Below are 21,611 nucleotides of genomic sequence, written 5' to 3' on the forward strand. Positions count from 1 at the left end.
CCTTATCCGATGCTTATTTAACCAGGGTGCGCCATTCGGCATGCGCCGCGGTCTTGCCGGTGACCAGATCGAAGTAGGCCTTCTGCAGCTTCTCGGTGACCGGACCACGGCGGCCGATACCAATCTGCCGGCCATCGACTTCGCGAATCGGCGTGACTTCGGCGGCGGTGCCGGTGAAGAAAGCCTCGTCGGCGATGTACACCTCGTCGCGGGTGATGCGCTTCTCGACCACCTGGATGCCCAGTTCCTCAGCCAGTTGCAGCACCGTGTTCCGGGTGATGCCATTGAGGCAGGAGGTCACTTCCGGGGTGTAGACCACGCCATTCTTGACCAGGAAGATGTTCTCGCCCGAACCCTCGGCCACGTAGCCTTCGGTATCCAGCAGCATGGCCTCGTCGGCACCGCCGGAGATGGCTTCCTGCAGGGCCAGCATCGAGTTGATGTAGTTGCCGTTGGCCTTGGCGCGGGTCATCGAGATGTTCACGTGGTGGCGGGTGAAGGAGCTGGTGCGCACCTTGATGCCGACCTGCAGGGCTTCATCGCCCATGTACGCGCCCCAGTTCCAGGCCGCGACTATCAGGTGCACCTTCAAGCCGGTGGCGCGCAGGCCCATGGCTTCAGAGCCGTAGAACACCATCGGGCGGATGTAGGCGCTTTCCAGGTTGTTCTCGCGTACCGCGGCGCGGGTCGCCTCGTTGACTTCTTCTTTCGAGAACGGAATCTTCATGCCCATGATATGGGCCGAGTCGAACAGCCGGTCGGTGTGGGCCTGCAGGCGGAAAATCGCCGTGCCTTGCGGGGTGTTGTAGGCCCGCACACCCTCAAACACGCCCATGCCGTAATGCAGGGTGTGAGTCAGCACATGGGTGGTAGCATCACGCCACTGCACCAGTTCGCCGTCATACCAAATCACGCCATCACGATCGGCCATCGACATAATTTCGCTCCTCAAGAATTCTCTACAACCAAGGCTCGCCCCTTTTATTAACGCTAAGGCGCGTGACGGCTCTTGGGCACTTTGAGCGAGCCGCCTCGCGGCTCGCCGGAATCATCAACTCAGCCCTAACTCGCGCCAGATCCGCATCACTTCACGGCGTTCGAGGTGAAACTGCTCGCCACTGACGATGCCCGCCTGTTTCTGCAGGGCCAGGCGATGGGCCGCTGCGCGATAGGCCTTGTAGACCTCCCGCAGCAGGGTGGCATCTGTGCTCGGGATCAGCCCGGCATGCTCCAACCCTTCTAAAATGCGGATGTTATCGGTGTACTGCAGCAGCGCCGGATACTGGTGCGACCAGGCCAAGGCCGCGTATTGCACCATAAATTCGATATCGACGATACCACCGGCGTCCTGCTTCAGATCGAACGGCGCCGCGGCCTCGAAGGCATTGGCGGCGGTGCCGGCGGCGGTTTCCTTGGAGCCGAGGTTGTCGCGCATCTTCGCGCGCATCTCGCTGACTTCCAGCCGCAGCCTGGCCAGATCGCGGGCCCGCCCGAGCACCTGCGCGCGCACCTGCTCGAACGCCGCGGCGACCCGCGGACAGCCCACCAGCACGCGCGCGCGCACCAGCGCCTGGTGCTCCCAGGTCCAGGCCTCGTTTTCCTGGTAGCGCTGGAAGGCGCCGAGGGAGCTGACCAGCAGCCCGGAGGCGCCCGACGGCCGCAGGCGCATATCGACCTCGTAGAGCTGGCCGGAGGTGGTCTGGGCGGTCAGCAGATGGATGATGCGTTGCCCCAGGCGGTTGAAGAACTGCGCGCCGTCGATGGGTTTGGCACCATCGGTTTCCGCCTGCGGATCGCCATCGTGTACAAACACCAGATCCAGGTCCGAGCCATGGCCGAGCTCGAGACCTCCGACCTTGCCGTAGCCGACGATGATGAAGTCCGGATCGCACAAGCTGCCATCGGCGCGCCGCGGGGTGCCGCTTTTCGCCACGGTCTGGCGCCAGGCCAGCGCCAGCACTTGTTCGAGGATCGCCTCGGCCAGCCAGGTCAGGTAGTCGCTGACCTTCATCAACGGCAAGGTGCCGGCGATCTCCGAAGCGGCCACCCGCAGGCGATGGGCCAGTTTGAAATGCCGCAGCGCCTCCATCTGCTGCTCCAGGTCATCCTCGGGGATGCGCGTCAGCCGCTCGCGCAGCTCGGCGGCCAGCTCCGGCGCCAAGGGCGGCTTGAACAGGCGCCCCTCGTTGAGCAACTCATCGAGCAACAGCGGGAAACGGGTGATCTGCTCGGCGATCCAGGGGCTCGCCGCGCACAGTGTCAGCAGGCGCTGCAAGGCGCTGGGGTTTTCCGTCAGCAACACCAGATAGGCCGAACGCCGCGCGACCGCCTCGATCAGCGGCAACACCCGCTCCAGCACCAGATCCGGATTCTCGCGCTCCACCGCCTGTGCCAACAGCCGCGGAATAAAGGCATCCAGCCGCTCGCGACCGAGACGCTGCATGGCCCGCACCTGATTGCTGGCACGCAGCCCGGCCAAGCGTTGCCAGGCCGACTGCGCCTCGGCAAAGCCGGCTTCGCGCAGTTGCCGGCAGGCGGCCTCTTCATCCAGGGCATCCTCCCACAGCGGCAGCCACTCGCCGCCGACGCAGACCGCCGCCTCAACCCCCTCCTCCTCGTCGGGATCGGCGATGACCTGACGGAAGTGCCAGTCGACCCGCCCACGCCAGTACATCAACCGCTCGCGGAAGGCCGTCCAGCCGTCGAAACCCATGATGAAGGCGACCCGCGCACGGTCTTCGAGGCTGTCCGGGAGCATCTGCGTCTGCCGGTCGGCAATCGCCTGCAGGGCGTGCTCGGTGTAGCGCAGAAACTCATAGCCGGCGCGTAGCTCCTCGACCACCGCCGGCGGCAGGTAGCCCTGGCCTTCGAGGGTCTTGAGCACGTTCAGCAACGGTCGCTGTTGCAGGCTGAGGTCGCGACCGCCGTGGATCAGCTGGAAGGCCTGGGCGATAAACTCGACTTCGCGGATGCCGCCAGAGCCGAGCTTGATGTTCTCGGCCATGCCTTTACGGCGAACTTCCTGCTGGATCAGCAGCTTCATCGCGCGCAGCGCTTCGATGGCGGAAAAGTCCAGGTAGCGCCGATAGACGAACGGCCGCAACATCTCCAGCAGTTGCGCGCCGGCGACCTGATCGCCAGCGACCACCCGCGCCTTGATCATGGCGTAGCGCTCCCAGTCGCGGCCCTGATCCTGGTAGTACTGCTCCAGCGCATTGAAGCTGAGCACCAGCGCACCGGCCGAGCCATAGGGGCGCAGCCGCATGTCGACGCGAAAGACGAAGCCGTCGACGGTGATCGCATCCAGCGCCTTGATCAGCCGCTGGCCGAGGCGAATGAAGAACTCCTGGTTATCCAGCGAGCGCTTCACCCCTTCGGTCTCGCCCCCCTCCGGGTAGGCGAAGATCAGGTCGATATCCGAAGACAGGTTCAGCTCGACCGCGCCGAGCTTGCCCATGCCGAGCACGACCATCGGCTGCACCTGCCCGGAACGCCGACCGACCGGCGTGCCGAACTGCGCGCAATGCCGCGGGTACAGCCATTCGTACGCCAGGTCGATACAGGCGTCGGCCAACTCGGAGAGATCGCGACAGGTCTCCGCCAGATCGGCCTGACGGGTGATATCGCGCCAGATGATCCGCAGCTGCTGGCGATTGCGCTGACGCCGCAGGCGCCGCCCCAACTCATTCTCATCGGCGCACTCGGCCAACGCCGCGCGCAACTGGGCACGCAATTCGCCGACCGGCAGCGCGCGCTCCAGTTCGCCGCTGTCAGCCAGCGCCAGCAACATCTCTGGATCACGCGCCGCTTGCTCGATGACAAAGTCGCTGGCCGCCGTCACCCGCTCGAACGCCGCCAGCCGCGCCGCCGGCCAAGCGGCCAGGCGCTGCGGCGCTGGCGGGGATAAGGCAGCGACCGCGGCGCGCAACGACTGCTGCGCACGACTGACAAAAGACTCAAGCGAGACCGGCAAAGCGGCGAGCGAGGGCAGGCTCATGATCTATCCTGTGATCGGCGTACTGCTGGCGATTGACCTGCCAACTGTCGCAGTTTTTTGGTGTTAACGCTGAAGGCTCTGTAGTTTTACTACTAAAGAATGTGTCGAGAGGGCTGAAATGGCCGTCTATTTGTAGTAAAACTACACGAGGCCGGTCCTACCTCCGGTAAATCCAAGAATTCACGTCGCCCGCCCAAAAGGCCGGCCGCGAACCCAGGCTCCCGATTCTGGAAGCCTTTCCGCCCTGGAGCAAGCCATGCAAGACCTCGATCCCGTCGAAACCCAGGAATGGCTGGACGCGCTTGAATCCGTCCTCGACCGTGAAGGTGAAGACCGCGCGCATTATTTGATGACCCGCATGGGCGAACTGGCCACCCGCAGCGGTGCACAGTTGCCCTATGCGATCACCACGCCCTATCGCAACACCATCCCCGTCACCCACGAAGCACGCATGCCTGGCGACCTGTTCATGGAACGCCGCATTCGCTCGTTGGTGCGCTGGAACGCACTGGCCATGGTCATGCGCACCAACCTGAAAGACCCGGACCTGGGCGGCCACATCTCCAGCTTCGCGTCCTCGGCGACCCTATATGACATCGGCTTCAACTACTTCTTCCAGGCGCCGACCGAAGAGCATGGCGGCGACCTGATCTACTTCCAGGGCCACGCCTCGCCCGGCATCTACGCCCGCGCCTTTATGGAAGGGCGGATCAGCGAAGAGCAGTTGAACAACTTCCGTCAGGAAGTCGATGGCCAGGGCCTGTCGTCCTACCCGCACCCCTGGCTGATGCCGGACTTCTGGCAGTTCCCCACCGTGTCCATGGGCCTGGGCCCGATCCAGGCGATCTACCAGGCGCGCTTCATGAAGTACCTGGAACACCGCGGCTACATCCCGGAAGGCAAACAGAAGGTCTGGTGCTTCCTCGGCGACGGCGAGACCGACGAGCCGGAATCCCTCGGCGCGATCGCCCTGGCCGGCCGCGAGAACCTCGACAACCTGATCTTCGTGGTCAACTGCAACCTGCAGCGCCTGGACGGCCCGGTGCGCGGCAACGGCAAGATCATTCAGGAACTGGAAGGCGTGTTCCGCGGCGCCGGCTGGAACGTCAACAAGGTGGTCTGGGGCCGGTTCTGGGACCCGCTGTTCGCCAAGGACGAGGCCGGCCTGCTGCAGGCGCGGATGGACGAGGTGGTGGACGGCGAGTACCAGAACTACAAGGCCAAAGACGGCGCCTATGTGCGGGAGAACTTCTTCGGCGCGCGTCCGGAACTGCTGAAGATGGTCGAAGACCTCTCCGACGACGAGATCTGGAAACTCAACCGTGGCGGCCACGACCCCTACAAGGTCTATGCGGCCTACCACCAGGCGGTCAATCACAAGGGTCAGCCGACCGTGATCCTGGCCAAGACCATCAAGGGTTACGGCACCGGTGCCGGTGAAGCGAAGAACATTGCGCACAACGTGAAGAAGGTCGATGTCGAGAGCCTGAAGCTGTTCCGCGACCGCTTCGACATCCCGATCAAGGACGATGAGCTGGAGACGCTGCCGTTCTTCAAACCCGAGGAAGGCAGCGCCGAAGCCCGTTACCTGGCCGAGCGCCGCAGCGCCCTCGGCGGTTTCGTGCCGCAGCGCCGGGCCAACAGCTTCAGCATCCCGACGCCACCGCTGGACACCCTGAAAGCCATTCTCGATGGCTCCGGCGACCGCGAAATCTCCACCACCATGGCCTTCGTGCGGATCCTCTCGCAGCTGGTCAAGGACAAGGAGCTGGGTCAGCGCATCGTCCCGATCATTCCGGACGAAGCCCGCACCTTCGGCATGGAAGGCATGTTCCGCCAGCTCGGCATCTACTCCTCGGTCGGCCAGCTGTACGAGCCGGTGGACAAGGACCAGGTGATGTTCTACCGCGAGGACAAGAAGGGGCAGATCCTCGAGGAAGGCATCAACGAGGCGGGCGCCATGTCCTCGTTCATCGCCGCCGGCACCTCGTACAGCAGCCACAATCAGCCGATGCTGCCGTTCTACATCTTCTATTCGATGTTCGGCTTCCAGCGTATCGGCGACCTGGCCTGGGCCGCCGGCGACAGCCGCACCCGCGGCTTCCTGATCGGTGGTACCGCCGGCCGCACCACGCTGAACGGTGAAGGCTTGCAGCACGAAGACGGTCACAGCCACATCCTGGCGTCGACCATCCCCAACTGCCGCACCTTCGACCCGACCTACGGCTACGAGCTGGCGGTGATCATCCGCGAAGGCACGCGGCAGATGATCGAGGAGCAGCAGAACGTCTTCTACTACATCACCGTGATGAACGAGGCCTATGTCCAGCCCGCCATGCCGGCCGGTGTCGAGGAAGGCATCATCAAGGGCATGTACCTGCTCGAGGAAGACAAGAAGGAAGCCGCGCACCACGTCCAGCTGCTGGGCTCGGGCACCATCCTGCGGGAAGTGCGCGAAGCGGCGAAGATCCTGCGCGAAGAGTTCAATGTCGGCGCCGATGTCTGGAGCGTCACCAGCTTCAACGAACTGCGCCGCGACGGCCTGGCCGTCGAGCGCCGCAACCGCCTGCACCCGGAGCACAAGCCCGAGCAGAGCTACGTCGAGCAGTGTCTGTCCGGCCGCCAAGGCCCGGTCATCGCCTCTACCGACTACATGAAGCTGTTTGCCGACCAGATCCGTCAGTGGGTCCCGAGCAAAGAGTACAAGGTGCTCGGCACCGACGGTTTCGGCCGCAGCGACAGCCGCCAGAAGCTCCGGCACTTCTTCGAGGTCGACCGCAACTTCGTCGTTCTCGCAGCCCTGGAAGCCCTGGCCGACCGTGGCGACATCGAACCCAAGGTGGTGGCCGAGGCCATCGCCCGGTTCGGCATCGACCCGGAAAAACGTAACCCCCTGGACTGCTGAGGAGCGGAACGATGAGTGAACTAATTCGCGTACCCGACATCGGCAGCGGTGAGGGTGAAGTGATCGAGCTGATGGTCAAGGTCGGTGATCGTATCGAGGCCGACCAGAGCCTGCTGACCCTCGAGTCGGACAAAGCCAGCATGGAAATCCCCGCGCCCAAGGCCGGGGTGATCAAGAGCCTGAAGGTGAAGCTGGGCGACCGCCTGAAGGAAGGCGACGAACTGCTGGAGCTGGAAGTCGAAGGTGCCGCCGCTGCGCCGGCTCCCGCGCCCAAAACCGAGGCGGCAGCCGCTGCCGCCCCGGCCAAAGCCGCAGAGCCTGCTGCTCCGGTTGCCGCCGCGAGCGAGTCGCTGCAGGATATTCAGGTCCCGGATATCGGCTCATCCGGCAAAGCCAAGATCATCGAACTGCTGGTCAAGGTCGGCGACCGGGTCGAAGCGGATCAGTCGCTGCTGGTACTGGAATCAGACAAAGCCAGCATGGAAATCCCTTCGCCGGCTTCCGGCGTGGTGGAGAGCCTGAGCGTCAAGCTGGACGACGAAGTCGGCACCGGCGACCCGATCCTGAAACTCCGGGTAGCCGGCGCAGCAACGCCAGCCGCCCCTGCGCCGGCATCCGCCGCAGCGGCCAAAGCCGAGGCGCCAGCGCCCGCTGCCGCAGCCCCGGTCGCCAAAGCCGAGCCGGCGCCGGTCGGCGCACCGAGTCGCGAGGGTCGCCGAGTTCATGCCGGCCCCGCCGTGCGTCAGTTGGCCCGCGAGCTTGGCGTCGAGTTGGCGGCCGTCAGTGCCACCGGCCCGCACGAGCGCATCTTGAAAGAAGACGTGCAGGCCTACGTCAAAACCATGATGCAGAAGGCCAAGGAGGCACCGGCCGGCGCAACAGGGGGCGCGGGCATTCCGCCGATCCCAGAGGTCGACTTCAGCCGCTTCGGTGAAATCGAAGAAGTGCCGATGACCCGCCTGATGCAAGTGGGCGCCAGCAACCTGCACCGCAGTTGGCTCAACGTGCCGCACGTGACCCAGTTCGATTCGGCCGACATCACCGAGCTGGAAGCCTTCCGCGTCGCGCAGAAAGCCGTGGCCGAGAAAGCCGGCGTGAAGTTGACCGTGTTGCCGCTGCTGCTCAAGGCTTGCGCGCACCTGCTCAAGGAGCTGCCGGACTTCAACTCTTCGCTGGCGCCGTCGGGCAAGGCCATCATCCGCAAGAAATACGTCAACATCGGCTTTGCCGTGGACACCCCGGACGGCCTGCTGGTGCCGGTGATCAAGGACGTCGACAAGAAGAGCCTGCTGCAACTGGCTGCCGAGGCCGCCGAACTGGCGGAAAAAGCCCGGACCAAGAAGCTCTCCGCCGACGCCATGCAAGGCGCCTGCTTCACCATCTCCAGCCTCGGTCACATTGGCGGCAGCGGCTTCACGCCGATCGTCAACGCGCCGGAAGTGGCGATCCTCGGGGTGTCGAAAGCCACCATCCAGCCGGTCTGGGATGGCAAGGCGTTCCAGCCCAAGCTGATGCTGCCGCTGTCGCTGTCCTACGACCACAGAGTCATCAACGGCGCCGCCGCCGCGCGCTTCACCAAGCGTCTCGGCGACGTGCTGGGGGATATCCGCACGCTACTGCTGTAAGGCTTAAGTTTTTACTTTCGAGCATGCCACGCTCGTACCTCAGCCCCGCCTCTGGCGGGGTTTTTTTTGCCTCGCGCCAGCCAGGACTATCACCGTCATCCCCGCGAAGGCGCACTACTGTCCGGAATATTTTCATCAAAACAGCACCGGCTGTTTTGCATGAAATTCATTCATGCGACATCGTCGCTCTCGCGCCATCCAGGCGGCGGTCTCCGGGCGGCTGAACAAGCTGACCCGAAGCTCCGCCAGCACCTGCCATAAGCTGGCACTCAAACCATGGCGTTTCTTGTAAAGCGCCAACAACAGGTAAGCAATCAGCGCCGTCAGCACTTGAATTTTCACGGCGTTTTCGCTTTGACCTAAGAACTGCTTGATCCCCAAATGCTGCTTGATCCATTTGAAAAACAGTTCGATCTGCCAGCGGTCCTTGTAGCGCTGGGCGATAACGCGCGCCGGGCTGTCCAGATCGTTGCTCGCCAGAATCAACGACGTTGAGTGCTCGGGGCGGGCGATTTCGAGGTAGCGCAGTGGCTGGGTATAAGGGTTCTTACGCTTGGCTCCCGGGTGCTTGTGCTTGAAGGTGACCAGGCAATCGCTCAGCACCTGCTCAGCCTCTTCTGGGGCAATCACTCGATGCTCCTGAATGTGCAACGCCGCATTGCGCTTGAAGCGCGTGACGAACCGGGCGCCTTTCTGGTCGAGTTGATGCCACCAACTGTAATCGCAATAGCCTTTGTCGAAGACATACAGCGCACCTGGCTCAGGCTCGAGCCGGTGCGCCTCATCGATATCGTTGACGTTGGCCGCCGTCATCGAGTGCCAGACCGGCGTCGGCTCGTGTGCCGAGACCAGCAGATGCACTTTCATCCCCTGGGTATTGCGGGTGCGAGTGGCCGAGGTCCAGCTATCAAAGCCCCGCCCCTTAAGAGTCAGGGACGTCGAGTCCAGCAGGTAAAGCAACGCCTGGCCGTCACGGCGCAGCTGGCGGCTGGCCTGTCCCATCAGCCATTTGGCGGTTTCCTGGAAGGGTTCCACCGAGCGCTTGGCATTGGCATCGGCGAGCGTGGAACGACGAATCGCCCGCGTGCCCAGGTGGTAATGGTGCCGCTGCTGGCTATTGAAACCGGCCTCCAGCGTGCGCAGGCTCGAACTGCCACTGAGCTGCGCGAACAGCATGGCCAGCAGCTGATCCCAGCAACCAAAGCCCTTGCTGTGCTTGTTGGCGTGCGCCTTATCCACCTGGCGATCAAACGCACCACGGGGCAGGCCTTTCATGAGCATCTGTAATCGACTTATGCTGAACATGTTGCGGGTCTGTTTTTGAGTTGGCGCTCAGGGGATTACCCCGTAAAAACAGTACCCGCAACCCTTTCATCGATTTCCTGCCAATTTATTCCGGACAGTAGTGCGCGAAGGCGGGGACCCAGTCAACAGCAGCGCGCAGCTAGCCTTTCTGCAAATTACGCAGCAGAAAGGACAGCGCCTTGGCCAGTTCCGCGGCGCCGTCATGGTCACGCCTGATGCTCAGCCACGGGCTGCCATCGACCGGGCTCTTGAACACGCAGACCTGCTCGGTCAACGGGCAGTCGTAACGGATATAGGGATCGAGGCCGAACACCGATAAGCGCTGATTGCGCACCGCCAGGGTCATGTCCTGCGCCGCGCGAGTTTGTTCATGGACCAACAATTCGCCCGGGCCACTGACGCTCAGTTGGTAGACCCGATCATGCCGCTCACGCTGACCGACCTGATAGGCGGCGCGCACGGCATAGCTGCGTAGCAACTCATTGCTGTGGGCCAGCAAGGCCTGGCGCTCGTCCTTAGTCAGGTAGAGGCGCTTCAGCTCGCTCAAATAACGCGCCGGCTCCGCACCGTTGAGTGCCGCCGACTCGGCCGCGTGCAGCGCCGGCGTGGCCAGCACTGCAGTGACCAGCCAGGTAGTGAATAACGCCAAAGTCCCCAGCCGCCTTGTCAGTCTCGATCGCATGATGCACCCCTGCCCAACGCTCTAGTGAAGAGGGCCATGGCCCCACTCGGTCAGCATACTGGAAGCGAGCCGCCCGATGAAAACCCATACCGATGCCGCCAGCCTGATGGAGCCCGCGGCGTTATCCTTGCCGACCAACGGCCTGAGAGCGAGGTAACGCCGGGCCTTGCATTTGGTCTACAAAGACATATCTCCTAGACAATCATCTCCCCTTAAGGAGCCGCCTGATGGTGCTGCGTTCGCAAATTCTCGCCCACAAACTCGACCTGCCGAGCGCCGCACAGGCCTTACCGGGGCGTGACCGCCCAATGCCGGTGCCGGCCAGCCACTTCGTCAACGGCCATCCGCTGCAGGGCCCGTTCCCGGCGGGCCTGGAACAGGCGATCTTCGGCCTGGGGTGTTTCTGGGGCGCCGAGCGGCGTTTCTGGCAACAACCGGGCGTGTGGACGACAGCTGTGGGTTACGCCGGCGGCCAGACGCCGAACCCGACCTACGACGAAACCTGCTCCGGGCTGACCGGGCATAGCGAAGTGGTGCTGGTGGTCTTCGACCCGCGCGCGACCAGCTACGCAGCGCTGCTGAAGGTGTTCTGGGAAGCGCACAACCCGACCCAGGGCATGCGCCAGGGCAACGATATCGGCACCCAGTACCGCTCGGCGATTTACGCCACCAACGCCGAACAACTGGCCGCGGCCAAGGCCAGCCAGGCCTTATTCCAGCGCCAGCTCGAGGCCGCCGGCTTCGGCCCGATCACCACCGAAATCGCCGCGGCGCCGCCGTTCTACTACGCCGAGGCCTACCACCAGCAGTACCTGGCGAAGAACCCGGCCGGCTATTGCGGCCTGGGCGGCACCGGGGTGTGCCTACCGGCTTGACCCGGCGAAAGGCCGGGGCCACCTCGTAGGAATGTAGGGTGGGTTAGCCGGAGGCGTGACCCACCCTACGACTTGATCTCCGTTGTTAGAAGATACTTTTTTCAACAGTTAACGACGACATGGCCAAACAAATCACTACGACCCCTTTAGTCATCCTACGACCCCTTTGGTCATCGGCTAAATCGCGGCTGAAAAAAAAACCAGCGCATGGCTGGGCTTAGGATTTCTTCGGTGGGCGGGAAGTTAATCGGTCCGGTTATTAAGTGCTGCGGGTTTCACCCTGCCTACTTGGCTGTAATCAGCGTCTTAAGCATTTTAGTGATTGCTAGGCCTGCCGCCGGTAGCCAACCACCAAAAATTAGCCCCGAGAAAAGAAGCCCCGCCCCATACAAAGCCAAATTCTCTTCTAACCAGCGGAGCTGTGTTTCCCAAAATCCTGAAACAAAAACAGACTCCAATATAAAATTAGAAGCCACGCTTGCAATGAGGATTATAGAAAGCCTTGCTAAAAGAAAACTCCACCCCTCTCTTTCTCCAAAAGTACAGTGCGCCATCAAGCATAGAATTTGACTGAAAGCGAAGTAATGCCAGAAGTCATACCGAGCAATGGTCTCTTTCGCCCAATAGAAAGAAACCACTGAAAGGCAAACATAGAGAACACCCTCCCAAGGGGTGATGTGTAATCGTTTATTTTTTATTTGCATAATCAATCAAATTCCCCGGAAGCCAGGTGCCTGCTGGAACATGTGGAAATGCTTGAGAGCCGCCGATAACGCCTGAAACCATTACTGCGCACGTCCCTCCTATAGGGGCACCGCCACGATCTGAAGCTGTTTTTTCAAATTCTTTTTCTTCAGCGGCGGTCGTTTGCTTACACGACTCCTCAACTTTGTCTCCATTTTTCTCGTGGTATTTTCTGTATGCGTCTTTAGACGCTCCATTACCAGTAAGTAACTCTCCTGAACCAGCACGATTATCTGTGGCGTATCCCCCCGCTGGGTCATATATCCACGGGCCAGATTCTCCGCTAGAGCCATACAATGCAGCATGATCCGCAACCCCAGACGCACCTCTCGTAACAATGACGCACGTTTCTAAGCCATACATATCTACAAAGCTAATGGGGTTACCTTTTACATACCCGTAGGTATTCAGCCCGCCATCCAACCCAATCGGATCACTTTCGACATAGCGCCCGGTCTCCGGATCGTAATCGCGGAAGTAGTTGTAAACTAATCTCCGGTACCACCCCTGGCCTTTTGGCTACCTATCAGTCACTCAATCCCAAGAGAAGCCTACTGCGGGCGACCCAACGCCACCTCCGATTCCGGTTCTTCCGGCGCATGCAGATCGGCGTAGATGTTCTCTGCTAGCGCAATATCTTCATCCGTCAGGTGCTGGAACAAACTCGTCCGCTTACGCTTGGAGACACGCCCGCTGTTCTCGTAAATCACCGCGATAATCAGTTCAAGATCCCGGTTCGACAGATCCAGTTCGCGATTCATTTGCTCTTTGAATCTATCACGGCGGACGAGATGGTTGACCTCATCACGCATGAGCCCATCCAGAACTCGTGCAGCGCTTTTATTGACCTCGCCTTGCAGATCAGTGAAGTCCAGGTGGGCGAACAGATGGGCATGCGCCTCATCCAGTTCAGGGTCGCTGGCCAAGTCCCTCCGGTGGTACTGCGTAGCGCTAAGTAGCCGCCGTGACAGTGCGTCGAGCGTGCCGATATAACTGTCCAGATTGACCAGGAGGCCGGCGGAGATCGGCAGGATGATTCCCTGCAGCTTGAGGCCCTCATTGGCCAGGATGTCCTGCATGATGAAGCGGGACAACCGGCCGTTTCCGTCCATGAAAGGATGGATGTAGATGAAGCTGTGCGCGATCGCGTTTAGCTTCACTAGCGCAGGGGCATCGCTGCGCATGACGCGCTCACGCATGACGAACCACTCCTCCATCATCTCAGGCACTGTTTCCGGCGTCGGAGGGATTAGATGGATGAGATCCCCGCGACCGAGCCAGTTCTGCAGGTGCCTGTATGCACCAATGGACGGATCGGGACGGCCAGTACCGAGGGCTATCCGATGAGTCTCGAACAAAAACTCTTCGTCTAGTGAGCGCTGGCCCGCCTGTTCCAGCACTCGCACAAATCGCAAGATTCGATCAGGCGCCGGGCGCTCGTGCTCGATTTCGTATGAGCTGCGGGTCTCGGTGGTCAGCAGGTACTGCGCCGCTCTAGCAATCTCGGTGACTGAGAAATCAATCATCTGGTCATGCATGCGCTCGACTATTTGCGCATTCAAAAGACTGTCGTCGGCCCAGCCCTGGCGGGTAATCAGCGCTGAAAGCTGAGGCGTTCCCAGGAGATTCATCCGCACGCGATGCCTGCGCGACATCTCATCTGGGCCGGTGAAATACTTCTCCGGTGGGAGCAGGTGCTCATAGGGAATGTTCTGGGCTGCGTCGGGCAGAGGCAACTGGTGGCCTGCAATGTTCTCGCAGATATACCAGAGCCGGCGCAGATAGCCGCTGGCTGGCTTCTCAGCGATCGCAGCAGCCAGGTCATCCCGAACAGCGGGAATCTGGAAGGCGCGCTCCAGGACACCCAGATTTACCCCTTCGTACGAGAGCGCAAACAGCATCTGGTCGATGGGGCGGTGCTCTCTGGCGTACCCCTTGGTGAAGACCTCTACTTTCACTCCACCGGCGGACTGAGAGAGCGCTTGGCGCGAGCCTATGACACACTCATGATCAAGCGGCACGCACCGAAGATCGAGGGCGTTGATCAGCCAGCTGTATCCGGCTCGCTCAATGGGTTGCCGCATGGCGAATTTCCTATAAGAAGCGCGAGAAAATTATAATTTACACGCATTTCCGTAAAAAACTTATAGCTGATTACCCAGGCCATGAGAATGACAGAGCTGGCCAAGGAGACGAGCCAGACCGCCGGCACTGCCTCAAGGTTGACTGCGCACCCCGTCACCATTAGCCTTGGCATCAAGAATAACCCCCACGCCTCGGGCGGGACTCGTCCCGTACTGCGCACCAGGGGGTTAGTTTTTTCTGCCCTCCCAGCACGTCCTCCAGTGCTCGCGCTGCTCAAAACGCATCAGCGCGCTCAAAAGACAAAGCCATACGCCAAGGCGTGGACTTCACCAGACGTGTGGGGCTATGCAGTCCTGACTTCGTTCAGCAGTTCGGGGTGGCGATCAAGCACTTTGAGCAGTTTCACCAGGGCCAGTGGCGGCTTGGTTTTGCCGTTCTCGTAGCGCGAGAACGCATTGACGCCACCGCCGAAAATCTCGGCCGCTTCGCGCTGGTCAAGGGCGAGCTTCTTGCGGACGCTAGTAATAAAACCCGGATCGACAATCGAAGCATTCACCTGCTTGTTAAATCCCAGCATCGCCGTGCTGACGCGGGCCGACTCGCCTGCATCAAGAACCACTTCGCCACAGGCCGGGCAGAAGTCGCCGGTTACTGCCGGAATGGTGGTCGATTCGCTTTTGTAGGTGTACGGCATATCACGGGTGTCATGTACCAGTTCTGCCGCTGCACAAGATGGACATTTCATGTTCATAGCTCCTTGAAGGACACGATGAGCACATCATCAATGACCGTGAGTTTCAGATAGACCTCTCCGGCTTCCGTGTTAGTCCGGTACACGTCTTGCCAGACCGTATGATCGGCGTGCGTGGTCATGCTTTTGTAGAAGTCTGCCGGGACCAGCGCCATGACAACGCCGACGATCCCCTCAAAGTCGAACCCCAACGCCGCCCCGCCAGCCAGGGCGGACATGGTTGAGCGCACTTTCCTTGCTTCGACCAAGGCTTTCACGACTGACAGCTTGCAGTGTGGGGTTCTTTTTTCCATACAGCTCACGCTAACCTACTAGGTTATATTTGGCAACTTGGTTAATCGTCTTGAGGTAGGATTTTTCGAGTTACACGGACTCGCCTAAACTTCTTTCTCCGGCCGGAGTCTTGGGCTGCCGGGTGCGTCCGGCCGTACACGCCCTGCAGATCCGTGACCGTCACATGCGCGTAGATCTGGGTACTCTCGATGCACTGATGACCCAGCATCTCCTGCACATAACGAATGTCAGCACCATGGCGCAGCATGTGCGTCGCCGTTGCGTGACGGAGCGCGTGGCAGGAGCCACTCTTGCCGATCCCGGAGCGCCGGATATAACCACCCACAAGCGTGGTCAGTTTGCTCTTCTGGATGCGCTTGCCCGTCTCACCCAAGAAGAGAGCCTCGCCGCTGGCCATCGTCACCAAACGGCCACGGAGCTCGGTCAGATACTTATCAACCCAATCGAGTGCACGCTGCGCAATTGGAACCCGTCGATCCTGTCCACCTTTCCCTTTGCGCACAGTTACCAGCTTGTGTTTGAAGTCCACGTCCCGGATATCCAGCCCGGCCAGCTCGGCTCGGCGTATAGCCGTGGCGTAGTAAACCTCCAAGATTGCGCGGTCCCGCAATCCCATACGACCTTTCGTGAGCGTCTGGTGCAGGATCGGGTCTATCTCATCCTCGTCAGGAATCTGCTTGGGTATCTTGCGATTAACCTTGGGCAGCGGAAACTTGGAGTAGTCGTCCGAAAGCACAATGCCGTAGTAGTGCAAACGCTTGAGCAGGCCTGTCACGGCCATCAATCGCATGCGCTGCGTCGAGAGCTCCAAGGGGGTATTGTCACGATGCTTGCGGTACCGGTACACGTATTTGCGGTAGCGCTCCAGGAGCGCCAGATCAACCTGTGTCACCTCGCTGATGCCTTGCTGCTCACTCCAATGCACGAACATCTGCAGCAGCGCTGCCTTAGTGTTGGCCGTTGCATCACTTTGCCCGAGCGCTAGGCAATCCTCGATGTAAAAGGGCACGCACGCTAACAGGCTGGTCGAATAAGTCTCAGCAGCCATGATCACCTCCCGTGCTTTCCGGCAACGCCAAGGCGTTCTTGAGGACTTGCGAAAGAGCCTTATCAGGATCGCTAACCGTCGAGACAAAGCGGTTGCCATCCAAGCCCTGGGGAAACAAAACCAAACGCACTTCGATGCCGCTGTCAGCAAGCAGATGGGTGATCCGATGCACCTCATCCAGCTCGGGACGGGAAGTACCGAAGGCGATGTAGATCAGCCTGACCAAGCTGCTCTGCAGGATACTCAGGTGCTCTTCGTCGAAGCCAGCAAAACCCATGATGGCGGCCACGTTGGTATATCCGTGACACCACCAGGTCAGCGCTTCCACTGGGCTTTTGCAGAGAATCAACTCGGTAAATTCGAACAACGCCTTCTGGTTGAAAAAACCACTGTGCTCCAGATGCCAGTGCACGTGATAAGCCGAGTGCGCGGTCAGCTTGGGCGTAATCCGACGCCCATAGCACCCCAGGATCTTTCCGTCCTGATTGAGCATCGGAAACACCAGCGCACCACGAAACAGCTCGTGCCCAGAGTCCCTCAGCAGACCGACTCGCATCAGCGCACCTCTGACCGTCTCTTCCTCCAGAAGGCTCAGATTGCGTAGCTGCACCCCCAGGGATCGATCCGCCAAGCCAAGCCGGAACTTCGCCAGAAGATCAGGTTGGTAGATACCTCGGCCCTGCAGATAGGCCAACGCCTTCGTGTGGCTGCACAAGGTCTGCGAGTAGTAGTCGAGCACCTGATTGACCACTAGGTTATCCGCCATACCGTCGTTGTAGGAGCAACGGGCGATCGGCTGATGAATCACCACATCTTGATGCTGAGTTTGATGGGGCTCGTACATGACTAAGCCCCCCCATCATCGAGACCGAGCTTCTTGCGCATGGAATCGCCGCGCATCTCGATCTTGTGCGCCCGGTGCACGATGCGATCCAGAATGGCATCCGCCAGGGTCGGCTCGTTGATGTACTCGTACCACTTGGCCACCGGCAGTTGGGAGGCGATCAGGATGGCGCCGGCTCCCGTCCGGTCATCGACGAATTCCAGGAGATCCTGTCGGCCGATATCGGTGAGCGGTGACATGCCCCAATCATCGAGGATCAGCAGGTGGCATTTCGCGAGCTTGCTGCGGAAGCCGGCAAGAGAGCCGTCAGCCCGGGCAATTTCGGTTTCCTCCAGCAATCGGCTGACGCGGTGATAGGCGACGGAGCAGCCGCGGCGAATGGCTTGCATGCCAAATGCGCACGCCAACCAGGTTTTACCGACGCCCGTAGGCCCGCTGATGAGCAGGTGTTGATGGCGCTCTATCCACTGACATTGCCCCAGCGACAGCAGCTGAGGCTTGTCCAAGCCACGCCGTGGCCTGTAGTCGATATCCTCCAGGCAGGCATTGCGCATCTTCAACTTTGCCTGTGCCATCAATCGCCGCTGACGACGATTGTCACGGTCGTGGCATTCGGCCTCGACCAGCAGAGCAATGCGATCGCTGAATGGCAGGCTCTGAGTACTGGGACTCTCCAGCTGTGCAGCCATGGCGCTGGCCATGCCACATAACTTCAGCCCCTGGAGCTGCTCGATAGTTTGCTGCTCATTCATGGCGGCTCTCCCCGGCGTAGTAGTCGGAGCCGCGTACATTTGCATGGGGCGGGATCAAGGTGGCAGCGGGATGCACTGAGCGGTGCAGCTCATCCAGCCGGTGTAGCAGGATGGAACGTAGGCTTTTGATCGTGGGCGATTGGATGGCCAACGCCCGCGCGCAAGCCGCCTCGACCCTGGCATTGCCGTAGTTCTTGGCCAGGTGCTGCAACTGCTGACAGGCCTTGCTGCCGGCGATAGAGAAATCAGCCTTACCGTGAAACTGCGCCTGCACGACCTCCGCGGTAGCAGTACCGAGGCCATAGGCCCATTCGAGGTAATGGTGAGCGGTTCGCGAGGCGTAGGCTTGGTGAGCCTCTGGGCGATGATTGGGGTTAGTCGTCGCGGTCCCTGGCGTGTCGTCGCGAGGGTGAATGGCTACCCGCTTGTTCAGGTGGAACAGGGCAATGGTCGACGGGCTGACCCGGGCCTCCACTCGCTCGCCCACCAAACGCCAGGGCACCGAGTAGGCGTGATTCAGCACATAGACGTGATAGTCCGGACCGACCTTCTGAGCGGCCATCCATTCGCCGTACTCGTAGGGGGCTGGTGGCAGTGGTTTCAACGCTGGTTTGTCCAGTTCCTGGAATCGCTCGAAACGATTGCCGGGCAGGCGCTTGAAGGAACGCCGATTCAATTTCTCCAGCAGCTCAGCCAAAGCAACGTTGATCTCTTCCAAGCTGAAGAACTGCCGTCGACGAAGAGGTACGGTCACCCACTGCGTGGCTAGTTTCACACCGAGCTCTGCTTTGGATTTGTCCTGCGGTCTTCGTACCCGAGCCGGCACCACCACAAAACCGTAGTGCTCTGACAACTCCTGATAGGTCTTGTTGATCACTGGCTCACTGCCTGGCGTGATCACCGCGGACTTAAGATTGTCCGGGATGACCGTCTTCGGGACACCGCCGTAGAACTGGAACATCCGGTTGTGTGCATCAATCCAGTCCGATGACTGCTGGCTGGCACAGGCCCAGGCGAAAAGGTAGTTAGAACAGCCCGGTGCAGCGACGAAGACCTGGGCTTCGCGCTGCTTGCCTTGTGCGGTGTCGAACCACGAAATGGTCTGGCCAGCGAAATCCACAAAGATGCAATCGCCTGCGTAATGGACCTGTCGCATGGTGATATCGATCTTGCTCAGGAACTCGCGGTAGTAGTAGGTGAACTGTGAGTAGGAGTAGGCCGCGGACTTGAGCTGATCGCGGTATTCGTCCCAGAGCTGGATCAAGGTCTGGTGCTTGGCCTGCATCAGCTTATGGATGGCCACCCAGTCCGGCATGACCTTGCCATTCTCCTGCTGCCTGACCGCGTGAAAGCAGGTTTTTAGCTGACGATCATCCATATCTTGGATGGTGGCCCAATCCCATTCGTTGGCTTGCGCGACGGACACAATCTTTCTAGCGGTATTGATGGAAACGCTCGCCAGCTTGGCAATTTGTCGGTGACTCATTGCAGAGCAGCAGTGGAGATGCAACGCCTTACGGTAGGTTTGAACTTGCATGGCTGTACCCTCCACGAAGCCGGATCCAGCTATTCAAAGGGCGAGCTGGGCCGGCATCGCAAGACGCAATCGAAAAAAGGATACAGAGAGGCCCCGAAGCCAGAATCTGCAAACTGGCTCTCGTCTTGACAGACCGGGCTTCGGGGATAAGACTTAAGGCAGTCGGCCTCAAATCGACTGTCTGAAAGGGCCTCTGGGATTGCACTCCCGGGGGCTTTTTCTTATCCGCGCCTCACTGTGTTGGTTACGCGCGTGGTAGCTAGCTCATCAGGGATCACCTCCTTACTCGCGATTGAGTGAAACGCCGAGCGCGGCATTGAAGCGCTGCTCGGCCAAGTAGCGGGCAACATCCTTCACCAAAGCGTGCTTTCCACGCCGGTGCTCCAGGTTAAACAGAGGGACTGCGACGGTGTTTCGCATCCGCGACTGCCGGAAGGCCTCTTTCGACGTATAGCCCAAAGCACGCAGTAGCTCATCTCCTCTCATGACAGGGCCGTAGCGGCCCAGCAAATCGCTCTCCAGGCTTTTGGCGAGCTCATCAATCAGCAGGGCTTTCTCGGCTTCGTCCATCGTGGCGGTTCCAAGTCGTGCGGTATTAAAGCGTTACCTCATGAAGTCTATTCCAAGCCCTAGATGGCTGCATTTCGTCGTGTTGCCCGAGGAAATCCCAGAAAACTGAAAGACTGCGGCTAAATTTTCTTACTCTGCCCACAAAGGGAAAGGGCTTCGCGAGAAAGCGTGCTATGCACCACATGTGGTGCATAGCTTTGATTTTTGGATAACCGTTTAAACCAATTTTTTATGTCAAGAAATCCCGTAATAGCGATTCGCAGCAAATATTATGTGAGTGCGCTGCTGTATCGGCTTGGAATTGAAAAAGTCAGCCATATCCCCAAGGCGCTTAAAAAGGTAGCCGGCAGTGCGACGAATAATGAGTACTCTAAGTATCGATCTGGCTTATATCGATATTGGGATGGCGAAAATATAAGAAACCCCAAACTTGTAACAACTATTGATGAATTGCTACCTGGCACAACCCGTATCCTTCAGCATCCCATCTGGCCTTTGCTCTCAATACCTAGTCCAGAAGAAAATGAACTGGTCTCTCTTGCTCGAAATATAGAACCTGGCCTTCAAAAATATATTCTCAAACATGATGAAGCCACGCGAACTGTGAGTTTCAAGAATCTCTCAAGAGATCGTCATTGGTTCCGGGGAGGATCATCATTTCGTCAGATGATTGATAGGCGCGGGCTAGACGAACTAGCCGCACTACTAATCGCCACCCGAGCACATGAATTTCATGGGGCTTATAGAGTATCTTTTTGTCTGAGAGGTATTATCAGTGAATTTTTCGCAGAAATCAGCCAATTAAGTGAATTCAAATTTGTTGTCATCCCGCTATACATGCAGGTGCATAAATTATTTATTGAAAGTATCTACAAGCATCCGCACAAAAGGGATGGAATGCTTGATCATATCCAGAAAGATTTACCTGGGAGCCTTGACTACATGCTAGGTCACATTAAAAAACTTTCATCTATAAAAGTGAGCCAGCGAAGCCAATACAGCCAAATACTTAAAGGAAATAGACCTCTATAGGCGAGGCGCTTCAATTGACTACGCCATTGCAATCTATCTCGCTGGCTAATCTAGTCTGTCGACCTGGGCTGCCGACACACTCTTTGGAAGGCCATAGCTCTGCCGCACGAGCTCAATCGCCTGCTCAATAGAGATGTCGCCTGCCACAAATCGCGCCAGCTGTTCTGCTGCAATCGGAGTCTGCTGGCCGCCCTCCAAGGCGACCGTCGCCCGAGCGTATCGGACAGCAGCCTCTCGGCGCTTTTGTTCAGCGCTAGAAATCACGACATGTCTCCATGCGAATCCAGGCCCCCAAGCCGCAGAATGAAAAAGATCGCACCAAGGCGACCTCTTCGGAGGCGTTTAACTACAACATCCACAGCTCTTCAGGCGTGCGCCATTTGAGAAAGTCACTGGGTAAGGCCCACCATTGATAACCGGTACGCAGCAAATACAACACCGCGCACCAAACCTCATACAGATCCATCGTCCGGGGTTTGGTTCGCTTGCGAGCCTGTTCCAGCAGCGGGCGTATCTGCTCGAACCGCTCACGGCTTATATCGCTGGGGCATATTTTCTTACGCAT

Annotated in this window: 18 protein-coding genes and 2 pseudogenes; 4 read left to right on the forward strand and 16 right to left on the reverse strand. The window is 59.6% G+C overall.

The window, feature by feature from the left end:
* Positions 1–13: 13 nt before the first annotated feature.
* Both FFS13_RS08330 and glnE read right to left on the reverse strand, forming a co-directional pair.
* Positions 14–937, reverse strand: a complete 924-nt coding sequence (locus FFS13_RS08330; protein WP_137818635.1) for a branched-chain amino acid transaminase — start codon at positions 935–937, stop codon at positions 14–16.
* A 114-nt stretch (positions 938–1,051) separates the two neighbouring features.
* Positions 1,052–3,997, reverse strand: coding sequence for a bifunctional [glutamate--ammonia ligase]-adenylyl-L-tyrosine phosphorylase/[glutamate--ammonia-ligase] adenylyltransferase (glnE, locus tag FFS13_RS08335; RefSeq protein ID WP_137818636.1), 2,946 nt, complete (start codon positions 3,995–3,997; stop codon positions 1,052–1,054).
* Positions 3,998–4,253: 256 nt separating this feature from the next.
* Here glnE and aceE point away from each other — a divergent pair, with 256 nt between their 5' ends.
* Positions 4,254–6,902: a pyruvate dehydrogenase (acetyl-transferring), homodimeric type gene (gene aceE / locus FFS13_RS08340; RefSeq protein ID WP_137818637.1), complete on the forward strand. Its 2,649-nt coding sequence runs from the start codon at positions 4,254–4,256 to the stop codon at positions 6,900–6,902.
* 11 nt (positions 6,903–6,913) lie between these two features.
* Positions 6,914–8,527: a dihydrolipoyllysine-residue acetyltransferase gene (aceF, locus tag FFS13_RS08345; RefSeq protein WP_137818638.1), complete on the forward strand. Its 1,614-nt coding sequence runs from the start codon at positions 6,914–6,916 to the stop codon at positions 8,525–8,527.
* Between the two features lie 135 nt (positions 8,528–8,662).
* On the opposite strand, the gene FFS13_RS08350 is transcribed toward aceF, so the two are convergent.
* Together FFS13_RS08350 and FFS13_RS08355 are read right to left on the reverse strand one after the other, a co-directional pair.
* Positions 8,663–9,802, reverse strand: coding sequence for an IS4 family transposase (locus FFS13_RS08350; RefSeq protein ID WP_256657851.1), 1,140 nt, complete (start codon positions 9,800–9,802; stop codon positions 8,663–8,665).
* 169 nt (positions 9,803–9,971) lie between these two features.
* The gene (locus FFS13_RS08355; protein WP_256657852.1) at positions 9,972–10,514 is read right to left on the reverse strand and encodes a hypothetical protein; all 543 of its coding nucleotides are present in this window, start codon (positions 10,512–10,514) and stop codon (positions 9,972–9,974) included.
* 227 nt (positions 10,515–10,741) lie between these two features.
* Between FFS13_RS08355 and msrA the strand changes: the two genes are divergently transcribed.
* Positions 10,742–11,389, forward strand: a complete 648-nt coding sequence (msrA, locus tag FFS13_RS08360; protein WP_137818640.1) for a peptide-methionine (S)-S-oxide reductase MsrA — start codon at positions 10,742–10,744, stop codon at positions 11,387–11,389.
* 284 nt (positions 11,390–11,673) lie between these two features.
* Here msrA and FFS13_RS08365 read toward each other — a convergent pair whose 3' ends face one another.
* The 10 genes and pseudogenes from FFS13_RS08365 to FFS13_RS08410 all read right to left on the reverse strand — a co-directional run bounded on the left by FFS13_RS08365 (position 11,674) and on the right by FFS13_RS08410 (position 20,014).
* Positions 11,674–12,099, reverse strand: a complete 426-nt coding sequence (locus FFS13_RS08365) for a hypothetical protein (RefSeq protein WP_137818641.1) — start codon at positions 12,097–12,099, stop codon at positions 11,674–11,676.
* A 402-nt stretch (positions 12,100–12,501) separates the two neighbouring features.
* Positions 12,502–12,625, reverse strand: a pseudogene (locus tag FFS13_RS08370) (RHS repeat-associated core domain-containing protein); the annotation flags it as partial.
* Between the two features lie 59 nt (positions 12,626–12,684).
* The gene (locus FFS13_RS08375) at positions 12,685–14,217 is read right to left on the reverse strand and encodes a Fic family protein (RefSeq protein ID WP_137818642.1); all 1,533 of its coding nucleotides are present in this window, start codon (positions 14,215–14,217) and stop codon (positions 12,685–12,687) included.
* A 344-nt stretch (positions 14,218–14,561) separates the two neighbouring features.
* The gene (locus FFS13_RS08380; protein WP_137818643.1) at positions 14,562–14,963 is read right to left on the reverse strand and encodes a type II toxin-antitoxin system MqsA family antitoxin; all 402 of its coding nucleotides are present in this window, start codon (positions 14,961–14,963) and stop codon (positions 14,562–14,564) included.
* 2 nt (positions 14,964–14,965) lie between these two features.
* The gene (locus FFS13_RS08385; RefSeq protein ID WP_137818644.1) at positions 14,966–15,262 is read right to left on the reverse strand and encodes a type II toxin-antitoxin system MqsR family toxin; all 297 of its coding nucleotides are present in this window, start codon (positions 15,260–15,262) and stop codon (positions 14,966–14,968) included.
* Positions 15,263–15,303: 41 nt separating this feature from the next.
* Positions 15,304–16,311 carry a tyrosine-type recombinase/integrase gene (locus tag FFS13_RS08390; protein WP_171006448.1) on the reverse strand — a complete coding sequence of 336 codons (1,008 nt, stop codon included), beginning with the start codon at positions 16,309–16,311 and terminating at the stop codon, positions 15,304–15,306.
* Positions 16,301–17,155, reverse strand: coding sequence for a hypothetical protein (locus tag FFS13_RS08395; RefSeq protein ID WP_137818646.1), 855 nt, complete (start codon positions 17,153–17,155; stop codon positions 16,301–16,303). The genes FFS13_RS08390 and FFS13_RS08395 overlap by 11 nt, the downstream gene beginning before the upstream one ends.
* 2 nt (positions 17,156–17,157) lie before the next feature.
* On the reverse strand, positions 17,158–17,907 hold the full coding sequence (gene istB, locus FFS13_RS08400; RefSeq protein WP_137818647.1) for an IS21-like element helper ATPase IstB: 750 nt from the start codon (positions 17,905–17,907) through the stop codon (positions 17,158–17,160).
* On the reverse strand, positions 17,900–19,444 hold the full coding sequence (istA, locus tag FFS13_RS08405) for an IS21 family transposase (RefSeq protein WP_137818648.1): 1,545 nt from the start codon (positions 19,442–19,444) through the stop codon (positions 17,900–17,902). Before istA ends, istB begins: the two co-directional genes overlap by 8 nt.
* A gap of 282 nt (positions 19,445–19,726) precedes the next feature.
* Complete coding sequence (locus FFS13_RS08410) at positions 19,727–20,014, reverse strand: hypothetical protein (protein WP_137818649.1); 288 nt, start codon at positions 20,012–20,014, stop codon at positions 19,727–19,729.
* A 273-nt stretch (positions 20,015–20,287) separates the two neighbouring features.
* Here FFS13_RS08410 and FFS13_RS08415 point away from each other — a divergent pair, with 273 nt between their 5' ends.
* Positions 20,288–21,046, forward strand: coding sequence for a hypothetical protein (locus FFS13_RS08415; RefSeq protein ID WP_137818650.1), 759 nt, complete (start codon positions 20,288–20,290; stop codon positions 21,044–21,046).
* Between the two features lie 45 nt (positions 21,047–21,091).
* Here FFS13_RS08415 and FFS13_RS20350 read toward each other — a convergent pair whose 3' ends face one another.
* Positions 21,092–21,310, reverse strand: coding sequence for an antitoxin VbhA family protein (locus FFS13_RS20350; RefSeq protein ID WP_171006449.1), 219 nt, complete (start codon positions 21,308–21,310; stop codon positions 21,092–21,094).
* 106 nt (positions 21,311–21,416) lie between these two features.
* Positions 21,417–21,611 (reverse strand): annotated as a pseudogene (locus tag FFS13_RS08420) (transposase); the annotation flags it as partial.

The organism is Pseudomonas sp. 2FG (assembly GCF_005502935.1).
Lineage (GTDB): Bacteria > Pseudomonadota > Gammaproteobacteria > Pseudomonadales > Pseudomonadaceae > Aquipseudomonas.

Excerpts from the sequence above, each read along its gene's own strand:
- FFS13_RS08410 (WP_137818649.1), bottom strand. The coding sequence starts at position 20,014 with ATGGACGAAGCCGAGAAAGCCCTGCTGATTGATGAGCTCGCCAAAAGC.
- istB (WP_137818647.1), bottom strand. The coding sequence starts at position 17,907 with ATGAATGAGCAGCAAACTATCGAGCAGCTCCAGGGGCTGAAGTTATGT.
- FFS13_RS08395 (WP_137818646.1), bottom strand. The coding sequence starts at position 17,155 with ATGTACGAGCCCCATCAAACTCAGCATCAAGATGTGGTGATTCATCAG.
- istA (WP_137818648.1), bottom strand. The coding sequence starts at position 19,444 with ATGCAAGTTCAAACCTACCGTAAGGCGTTGCATCTCCACTGCTGCTCT.
- aceF (WP_137818638.1), top strand. The coding sequence starts at position 6,914 with ATGAGTGAACTAATTCGCGTACCCGACATCGGCAGCGGTGAGGGTGAA.
- glnE (WP_137818636.1), bottom strand. The coding sequence starts at position 3,997 with ATGAGCCTGCCCTCGCTCGCCGCTTTGCCGGTCTCGCTTGAGTCTTTT.
- FFS13_RS08380 (WP_137818643.1), bottom strand. The coding sequence starts at position 14,963 with ATGAAATGTCCATCTTGTGCAGCGGCAGAACTGGTACATGACACCCGT.
- aceE (WP_137818637.1), top strand. The coding sequence starts at position 4,254 with ATGCAAGACCTCGATCCCGTCGAAACCCAGGAATGGCTGGACGCGCTT.
- msrA (WP_137818640.1), top strand. The coding sequence starts at position 10,742 with ATGGTGCTGCGTTCGCAAATTCTCGCCCACAAACTCGACCTGCCGAGC.
- FFS13_RS08330 (WP_137818635.1), bottom strand. The coding sequence starts at position 937 with ATGTCGATGGCCGATCGTGATGGCGTGATTTGGTATGACGGCGAACTG.
- FFS13_RS08385 (WP_137818644.1), bottom strand. The coding sequence starts at position 15,262 with ATGGAAAAAAGAACCCCACACTGCAAGCTGTCAGTCGTGAAAGCCTTG.
- FFS13_RS08350 (WP_256657851.1), bottom strand. The coding sequence starts at position 9,802 with ATGAAAGGCCTGCCCCGTGGTGCGTTTGATCGCCAGGTGGATAAGGCG.
- FFS13_RS08375 (WP_137818642.1), bottom strand. The coding sequence starts at position 14,217 with ATGCGGCAACCCATTGAGCGAGCCGGATACAGCTGGCTGATCAACGCC.
- FFS13_RS08355 (WP_256657852.1), bottom strand. The coding sequence starts at position 10,514 with ATGCGATCGAGACTGACAAGGCGGCTGGGGACTTTGGCGTTATTCACT.
- FFS13_RS08390 (WP_171006448.1), bottom strand. The coding sequence starts at position 16,311 with ATGGCTGCTGAGACTTATTCGACCAGCCTGTTAGCGTGCGTGCCCTTT.